This window comes from Shigella sp. SIG6 (assembly GCF_053555815.1).
Genome location: NZ_JBQZXC010000040.1, coordinates 20929 through 29221, shown reverse-complemented (window position 1 = coordinate 29221; position 8293 = coordinate 20929). Strand labels below are relative to the sequence as shown.

9 protein-coding genes are annotated in these 8293 nt (G+C 50.6%); all 9 read right to left on the bottom strand.

Features of this window, described 5'->3' with window-relative positions:
* The coding region (locus tag ACUU1M_RS09255; protein WP_283671818.1) for a DUF2556 family protein at positions 1 to 176 on the bottom strand (176 nt) is incomplete at its 3' end.
* 83 nt (positions 177 to 259) lie between these two features.
* Positions 260 to 1144: an adenine-specific DNA-methyltransferase gene (gene yhdJ, locus ACUU1M_RS09250; RefSeq protein WP_001258933.1), complete on the bottom strand. Its 885-nt coding sequence runs from the start codon at positions 1142 to 1144 to the stop codon at positions 260 to 262.
* Between the two features lie 85 nt (positions 1145 to 1229).
* Positions 1230 to 1526 (bottom strand): DNA-binding transcriptional regulator Fis, encoded by a 297-nt coding sequence (gene fis, locus ACUU1M_RS09245; RefSeq protein WP_000462905.1) that lies wholly within the window; start codon positions 1524 to 1526, stop codon positions 1230 to 1232.
* Positions 1527 to 1551: 25 nt separating this feature from the next.
* Positions 1552 to 2517, bottom strand: a complete 966-nt coding sequence (gene dusB / locus ACUU1M_RS09240) for a tRNA dihydrouridine synthase DusB (RefSeq protein WP_001219648.1) — start codon at positions 2515 to 2517, stop codon at positions 1552 to 1554.
* A gap of 328 nt (positions 2518 to 2845) precedes the next feature.
* Complete coding sequence (gene prmA, locus ACUU1M_RS09235; protein WP_001145827.1) at positions 2846 to 3727, bottom strand: 50S ribosomal protein L11 methyltransferase; 882 nt, start codon at positions 3725 to 3727, stop codon at positions 2846 to 2848.
* 11 nt (positions 3728 to 3738) lie between these two features.
* Positions 3739 to 5190, bottom strand: a complete 1452-nt coding sequence (gene panF, locus ACUU1M_RS09230; RefSeq protein WP_033811040.1) for a sodium/pantothenate symporter — start codon at positions 5188 to 5190, stop codon at positions 3739 to 3741.
* Entirely contained in the window at positions 5180 to 5422 is a 243-nt protein-coding gene (locus ACUU1M_RS09225; RefSeq protein WP_000381163.1) for a YhdT family protein, read from the bottom strand. Before ACUU1M_RS09225 ends, panF begins: the two co-directional genes overlap by 11 nt.
* Before the next feature lie 108 nt (positions 5423 to 5530).
* On the bottom strand, positions 5531 to 6880 hold the full coding sequence (gene accC / locus ACUU1M_RS09220; protein WP_000884639.1) for an acetyl-CoA carboxylase biotin carboxylase subunit: 1350 nt from the start codon (positions 6878 to 6880) through the stop codon (positions 5531 to 5533).
* Between the two features lie 10 nt (positions 6881 to 6890).
* The gene (gene accB / locus ACUU1M_RS09215; protein WP_000354622.1) at positions 6891 to 7361 is read right to left on the bottom strand and encodes an acetyl-CoA carboxylase biotin carboxyl carrier protein; all 471 of its coding nucleotides are present in this window, start codon (positions 7359 to 7361) and stop codon (positions 6891 to 6893) included.
* Positions 7362 to 8293 lie beyond the last annotated feature (932 nt).

Below are 8293 nucleotides of genomic sequence, written 5' to 3'. Positions count from 1 at the left end.
ATTCTGTCCTGAAAATTCAGTTCGTCACAGTTAACCAGTTTTAGTGGATTAACTGAGTTCATATTACGGCATTTGTCTGTTTCTGTTGTCAGCAGTTCAATCCACTGCATCAGTAAAGTATCAAACAGAAAAACGAAGACAGCGAAAACGACGAGCCACCAATACTTGCGAATCATTACCTGAGCCTGTGCATGTTTAACCAAGTCTGGCAGGAAATATACACGAAATGAATAATCTGAAAACCAGGCTTACACTTCCTTTACTTTGCAATGAGATCGGGGTCAACTTCGCTTAACCGGCTTCGTTTTGACAGGTTGCCGGTCTTTCTTTTTTTCACTTTCGCCAGTTCTTCCGCGGAGTAATGCGACGCGACATCCAGCCGTCGAAGCCCCATTTTGATGTACTCGCTGTTGATCTCAATACCAATGAATTTTCGTCCGCTGGCGATGGCTACGGCACCGGTAGTAAAGCTACCGGCAAACGGGTCGAGAACGATATCGCCTGGGTTGGAAGAGGCGAGAATAATGCGTTTCAGTAAGGCTTTCGGTTTTTGCGTCGGGTGGTTCTCATATTCATCCATCAAATAACGCACGCGCGGAAAATCCCAGACGTTACCCGGTACTTTTTGATGATTGTATGGCTGTGGAGGATTTTTGCGATAATCGATCAACGCGCGCTGCGATCCGGTTTTGGCTTCTACCAGAATAGCATCACCGTTGAATGTGTAGTTCTTTGCGTCTTTCACCATCATCAGGATGGGTTCGTACATGGAGCCGTAGTGTTTTTTCGCCTGTACTCCAGAACTGTCATATGACCAGACGATGCGACTTTTGATGGTAAAAAGCTTGCGGCACTGGAGATCGATAAAGGGCATGTTTTCCGTACTGTTCATAATGTACATGCTGCCCTGCTTTTTCAGAACGCGGTGGCACTCTGCAATCACTTCAAACAGCCAGTCGATAAACAGATCTTCTTTCCAGGCTTCGATCAGACCATCAAAATTTTTACCGATGTTATACGGTGGGTCGGCAAAGAGCAGATCGACGCTTTCAGTAGGTAGCTTTTTAAGTTCGGCAAGGGCATCACCGTGAATAATGGTCTTAGCTTCATTACCAAACCGGGTCGGTTCACATCCTGTTCTCATGGTCACTCCCTTTGTGACACCTATAAAAAAGGCGCTTCCCCATGCCGAGTAGCGCCTTTTTAATCAAGCATTTAGCTAACCTGAATTAGTTCATGCCGTATTTTTTCAATTTTTTACGCAGCGTACCACGGTTGATGCCCATCATCAGCGCAGCACGGGTCTGGTTACCACGGGTGTATTGCATCACCATGTCCAACAGGGGCTGTTCTACTTCAGCCAGTACCAGCTCATAGAGGTCATTCACATCCTGACCATTCAGTTGAGCAAAATAGTTCTTCAGTGCCTGTTTAACCGAGTCACGCAGGGGTTTTTGGGTTACCTGATCCTGAGAGTTAACGGTAGAAACGGTCAGTACGTCAGAATTTACGCGTTGTTCGAACATAGTTCTGTCAGCTCTTTATTTCTGTTTACGCAAAATTTTCGAAGTATGCCTCCAACGCCTCCAGCTGTTCGCTGGCATCCTCAATGGCGTTGAATGTGCGCCGAAACTGGTCATTTGGAGCGTGTTCCTGGAGATACCAGGAAACGTGTTTACGTGCAATTCGGTACCCTTTTGCCGGACCATAAAAGTCATGCAGTTCCCGAACGTGCGCGCAAAGCAAGCGCTTAACCTCTGCCAAAGGCAGCGGGGGCAGCAACTCCCCAGTGTCCAGATAATGCTGGATTTCCCGAAAGATCCAGGGTCTTCCCTGAGCTGCGCGGCCTATCATCAGGGCATCCGCCCCTGTATAGTCGAGCACAGCTCTGGCTTTAAGCGGGTCAGTAATGTCGCCATTCGCGATAACCGGAATGGAAACTTTCTGCTTAACTGCCCGAATACTGTCGTACTCAGCTTCTCCATTGAACAAACAGGCGCGTGTACGGCCATGAATGGTCAGAGCCTGAATGCCACAGTCTTCAGCCAGTTGGGCAATCTCTTCGCAGTTACGGTGTACCGGTGCCCAGCCGGTGCGAATCTTCAGGGGAACAGGAACGTCCACTGCATTGACGACCTCGGTAAGGATCGATTTAACGACATCCGGGTACTGCAAGAGGGCTGAACCTGCGAGCTTGCGATTCACTTTTTTAGCCGGGCAACCCATATTGATATCAATAATCTGGGCACCGCTTTCCACGTTAATACGTGCTGCATCTGCCATTTCTTTCGGAGCGCTACCAGCAATTTGCACGGTGCGAATACCGGGTTCATCAATGTGCACCATCCGTAAACGAGATTTGTCGCTTTCCCAAACCTGTGGGTTAGAAGACATCATCTCGGATACTGTCAATCCGGCTCCCATCTCGTAGCACAACGTCCGAAAAGGTCTGTCTGTAATGCCAGCCATGGGCGCTGCGATCAGGCGATTTCTGAGCTGATATTGTCCGATGCGCATGAGTTAAGAAATGACCATACTGTGACTGCAAGGCGGCGTATATTACGCATTTTTTGCACGAGATGAAAGGCCAAACTTTGACCAATCCTCTGAGATGGATCAAAGAATTGCATTTAAAATGAGCGTGGTGCGATAATTACTCATAAAAATCATCATATTAGAAAATAGTGACTAAAATTTACACTCAAAGAAATTTGAGTAAGTTCTCAATTTTTCTTTATGAATGAAAATTTTGGCACGCAAATTTGCGTAAATAATCGGCAAATTTACGTGCCTTTTGTGAGCTTGCTCGCACTTCGCCCCGCGTCACCCTACGGCGATGCGAAGGTTAATTCTTACGACCGGTAATACGGCACCACTCTTCTTTTTCCACGACCGGGTCCAGTGCGAAGCTATCGGCATAAGCTTCACAAACGCTCTCTGCCTGGCTTGCCAGAATACCGGAAAGGCCCAGCAAACCGCCTGAAACCGGCAGGACGCTGATTAACGGTGCCAGTTCACGTAATGGGCCTGCAAGGATGTTAGCGACCACCACGTCGGCTTTCATTTCTTCTGGCTGATCTTTCGGTAAGTAGAGTTCCAGACGGTCAGAAACGCCATTACGTTCGGCGTTATCGCGGCTGGCCTGAATCGCCTGCGGATCGATATCAATACCAATGGCTTTTGCTGCACCCAGTTTCAGCGCCGCGATCGCCAGAATGCCGGAACCACAGCCAAAGTCGATGACTGTTTTACCGGTTAAATCGAGGCTGTCGAGCCATTGCAGGCACAGAGAGGTGGTTGGATGGGTACCCGTACCAAACGCCAGCCCTGGATCTAACATCACGTTGACGGCGTTTTCGTCCGGCACATCACGCCAGCTAGGGCAGATCCACAGTCGTTCACCAAAGCGCATCGGGTGGAAATTATCCATCCATTCGCGCTCCCAGTCTTTATCTTCTAGTTGTTCGATTTTATGCGCGAAGCCTGCGCCGAGCAGCGGATGGTTTTCCAGAATCGCCACCACGTCGTTCATATCGGTTTCAGCGTCGAACAGACCAATCACATCGGTGTCGCCCCACAGGCGCGTTTCGCCCGGCAGCGGCTCAAATACTGGCGTATCGTGGGTATCCTGAAAAGTGATAGAAACGGCACCCGCTTCCATCAGCGCATCGCTAAGATCTTCCGCGTTCGCGCCGGTGGTGTTCAGTTTCAGTTGGATCCAAGGCATGGCAAAACTCTTTATTTATCAGTAGTCAAAACGGTAGCTTGCGGGACGGATGTACCGAAACGGTTTCCGACCAGGAAAGCCAGCAAACTTAGTAGTAACGAGGGCACGATAGGGTGGAAGCCCAGGTACTGAATATTCAGCGTCGCGAGTACGGCATACAGCACGCCGCCAACGATCATCGCACTTAGCGCGCCTTTGGCGTTGGCGCGTTCCCAGTAAAGACCCAGCACCAGCGGCCACAGGAAAACGGCTTCCAGCCCACCGAAGGCCAGCAAATTCAGCCAGATGATCATTTCTGGCGGCTTCCAGGCGGCAAGCAGCAGCAACGCGCCGAGAACTAACGTAATTACCGCCGACATCCGCTTCAGACGCGTCTCGTTTTGCATTTGATCCGGACGGATATTCAGATAGAGATCTTTAATGATCGTAGCGGAACTTTGCAGCAGTTGGGCGTTAATTGTCGACATGATCGCAGCCATAGGTGCAGCCAGAAAGATCCCGGCAGCAAAAGGTGGCAGCACTTTTACCATTAACGTCGGGATCACCAGATCCGGTACGGTGAGATCGGGGAGCACTGCACGACCTAACGCTCCGGCCAGGTGCATACCGAACATCAGGATTGCGACTACAATCGTACCGATGATGATCCCCCGGTGTACTGCTTTGCTGTCTTTATAAGAGATACAGCGCACCGCAGTATGCGGCAGGCCAATCACGCCAAAGCACACCAGTACCCAGAACGACGTCATAAAGGCAGGCGACAGAATATCGTCAGCGCCTTGTGGCGTAACCAGTTGCGGATCGATGGTTTGCAAGGTCTGTACTGCGTTGCTTAAGCCGCCAGCGGCATGTACCACGCCAATAAGCAGCACAACGGTGCCAATCAGCATCACAAGCCCTTGCATGGTGTCGTTCAGCACGCTGGCGCGAAAGCCACCAAAGGCGGTATATAACGCAATGCTGATACCAAAAATCAGCAGCCCGGTTTCATAAGGAATACCCGCCGCGGTTTCCAGCAGGCGCGCACCGCCGATAAACTGCACGGTCATCGCACCAACGAACGCAACCAGCAAACTCAAACTCGCCAGCCACACCAGAAGACGACTCTGGTAGCGGGCAAACAGCATATCGTTCAGCGTCACTGCATTGTAGCGGCGCGCAAGAATCGCAAACTTCTTGCCGAGAATACCGAGTGAAAGCCAGACAGCAGGAAGCTGAATCATCGCCAGCAATACCCAGCCCAGCCCGTATTTATAAGCAGCTCCTGGCCCGCCGATAAACGAACTGGCACTGATATAGGTCGCGGTGAGCGTCATCGCCAGCACAATACCGCCCATAGAGCGGCTGCCGAGGAAATACTCATTAAGGAAGGTGCCGGTGCTCCGTTTACGCATCGCATAAACCGAGATACCGAACACCACCACCAGATAGGCGACCAGCGGTAGAATTACTTCAAGCTGCATCGTCATCCTCCAGTGGGATATCGCGATAGATAAATTTCACCATCGCCCAGCACAGTCCAATAAACAGTAGCGGCGTCAGGATGCAGGCCATCTCAAACCAGCGCGGAAAGCCGGTAAAACCGGGGGCAACGCCAGGTAAGTAAGCGTCTACTAACCAAACTGCCAGATACAAAAGGGTCAGCCCCAGCGCCCAGCACGCCTCTTTATGGGCCTGAACAAAACGAGTGTCCATTTTTTGTCCCTGATGGGTGAAGAAAGCGAGGATTGTACCTTATGGGGGTTGTCGATCCCCAGTAATAAAAAAGGCCGGAAAATCCGGCCTTTTGACGCTTTTGCAGTCTTATTTTTCCTGAAGGCCGAGTTTTTTCTCCAGATAGTGGATGTTAGTGCCACCATGCTGGAAGTTCTCGTCATTCATGATGCGGATCTGCAGATCAACGTTGGTTTTGATACCGTCGATGATCAGCTCCTGCAGCGCATTCTTCATGCGGGCAATCGCCACGTCACGGTTTTCACCGTAGCAAATCAGCTTACCGATCATTGAGTCATAGTACGGCGGTACGGTGTAGCCCGCGTAGATATGAGACTCCCAACGTACGCCAAAACCGCCAGGTGCGTGGAAACGGGTGATTTTGCCTGGGCTTGGCAGGAAGGTGTTCGGATCTTCGGCGTTGATACGACATTCCACCGCATGGCCGCGAACGTGAACTTCTTCTTGCTTGATCGACAGCGGTTGACCGGCAGCGATACGCAGCTGTTCTTTGATCAGGTCAACGCCGGTGATCATTTCTGTAACCGGGTGTTCTACCTGAATACGGGTGTTCATTTCGATGAAATAGAACTCGCCGTTTTCGAACAGGAACTCGAAAGTACCTGCACCGCGATAGCCGATATCAACACACGCTTTAGCGCAACGTTCGCCGATGTAGCGACGCAGTTCCGGGGTAATGCCCGGTGCTGGTGCTTCTTCGACCACTTTCTGGTGGCGGCGCTGCATGGAGCAGTCACGTTCCGCCAGATAGATAGCGTTGCCCTGACCGTCAGCCAGTACCTGAATCTCGACGTGGCGAGGATTTTCCAGGTATTTCTCCATGTAAACCATATCGTTGCTGAAAGCAGCTTTCGCTTCCGCACGGGTCATGGAGATGGATTGTGCCAGTTCAGCGTCGCCGCGCACTACGCGCATACCGCGACCGCCGCCGCCGCCGGAGGCTTTGATAATCACCGGATAACCAATGCGTTTAGCAATGGCGCGGTTTTTATCCATATCGTCGCCCAGCGGGCCGTCAGAACCAGGTACGCAAGGAACGCCCGCTTTTTTCATCGCCGCGATTGCGGATACTTTGTCGCCCATCAGGCGAATGGTTTCTGCTTTCGGGCCGATGAAGATAAAGCCGGAGCGTTCAACCTGCTCGGCAAAGTTGGCGTTCTCGGAGAGGAAGCCGTAACCCGGATGGATTGCTACTGCGCCGGTGATTTCAGCGGCGCTGATGATTGCCGGGATGTTCAGATAACTTTTTACTGACGGAGCTGGGCCAATACAGACCGTTTCATCTGCCAGTAATACGTGTTTTAGATCGCGATCCGCGCTGGAGTGCACAGCGACAGTCTTGATGCCCAGTTCTTTACAGGCACGAAGAATACGCAATGCAATCTCGCCGCGGTTGGCAATAACAATTTTATCCAGCATGTTCGCCTCGTTACTCGATGACGACCAGCGGCTCGTCAAATTCTACCGGTTGTCCACTTTCGACCAGAATTGCTTTCACGGTACCGGATTTGTCCGCTTCGATCTGGTTCATCATTTTCATGGCTTCAACGATGCACAGGGTATCGCCCACGTTGACTTTCTGACCCACTTCGATGAACGCTTTTGCGTCCGGGCTTGGGGTGCGGTAGAAAGTACCAACCATCGGGGAACGTACGATGTGACCACTGATTTCCGCTGCTGCTGGCGCTTCCATGGAAGGAACGGTCGCCGGAGCGGCTGCGTTAGATTGAGCTGGCTGCTGCATCATTGGTGCAGCGTAAGCTTGTTGCATCACAGGGAAACTTGCGGCAGGAGCTGCACGGCTAATGCGTACTGACTCTTCGCCTTCAGAAATTTCCAGTTCGGAGATGCCTGATTCTTCAACCAGCTCGATCAGTTTTTTAATCTTACGAATATCCATGAGTGGGTTCCGTACTCTTTGTTTAGTGTGATTGTGACAGGCGTTTCACCGCCGTCTGTAAAGCGTATGCCCCGACAGCTGTATGCATAGCGATAAATTCCAGCAGGCCGGGACGCCGGTCTATTTTGCCCCAGAGTGTCAATGTTAGACTTGACGGACATTATGCAGCGATCTGCTGCTATCCTCCGGCAAAAAACAAAATATACCTTCGTTGCGCCAATGTCACCTTTTCCGCAGCGCAAAAACTGCGTCAGGGAGGACGAGGTCGCACATTATAACGATTTCGTAGCAATTGGCAGCTAAATACTGGTCTTATCAGGGAAGATAATCAACAGCTAACATGTAAATAACCTTCAACACCGTGTAATTTGCAACAAGCCGCACAATTCACGAAATTAGCGCCATCATCGACGGAACTTCTTATAACGTAAGGTGAAAAGCTGAAAAGCCAGCCCTGCGAAGATGAGGGGCTGCAATGAGATAATCTTCACAGACCACAAATAATGTAGGGATGCCAGGATCGCGACAAGATAGACGACATTACGCAGCGGTTGCTGGGGATTACCCAATTTTCACTGCATCGTCTGGATAGATGTGAATGCTAAAGCACGCAAAATCAACCAACTGACAATTCTCAGCATTAAATAGGTTCGAGTGGTTAATTTGTAGTCAAATAAAATCAGATTATTCACCCCATGGTACCAGAAATCAGTAACAGGTTAAGCGTAGTGTCGCCCAGGCAAAGCACCATAAACCTAACAGGCGACGGAGGCGTATCAATAATGGCTGTTTAGAGGAGTATCAATGCGCATCAATTTGTGGTCAGTCGAAATCATGACTTTCCAGTTTGGATGATGTTGTACAACTTCCTGACCAAGGTGTTCGACGAAAGCTGTCCGGCTAACCGCTTTTCCCGTTAACCGATTGAATAA

Bases quoted from the DNA above. Each gene is read 5' to 3' on its own strand.
- yhdJ (WP_001258933.1), bottom strand. From the start codon at position 1,144: ATGAGAACAGGATGTGAACCGACCCGGTTTGGTAATGAAGCTAAGACC.
- fis (WP_000462905.1), bottom strand. From the start codon at position 1,526: ATGTTCGAACAACGCGTAAATTCTGACGTACTGACCGTTTCTACCGTT.
- dusB (WP_001219648.1), bottom strand. From the start codon at position 2,517: ATGCGCATCGGACAATATCAGCTCAGAAATCGCCTGATCGCAGCGCCC.
- prmA (WP_001145827.1), bottom strand. From the start codon at position 3,727: ATGCCTTGGATCCAACTGAAACTGAACACCACCGGCGCGAACGCGGAA.
- panF (WP_033811040.1), bottom strand. From the start codon at position 5,190: ATGCAGCTTGAAGTAATTCTACCGCTGGTCGCCTATCTGGTGGTGGTG.
- ACUU1M_RS09225 (WP_000381163.1), bottom strand. From the start codon at position 5,422: ATGGACACTCGTTTTGTTCAGGCCCATAAAGAGGCGTGCTGGGCGCTG.
- accC (WP_000884639.1), bottom strand. From the start codon at position 6,880: ATGCTGGATAAAATTGTTATTGCCAACCGCGGCGAGATTGCATTGCGT.
- accB (WP_000354622.1), bottom strand. From the start codon at position 7,361: ATGGATATTCGTAAGATTAAAAAACTGATCGAGCTGGTTGAAGAATCA.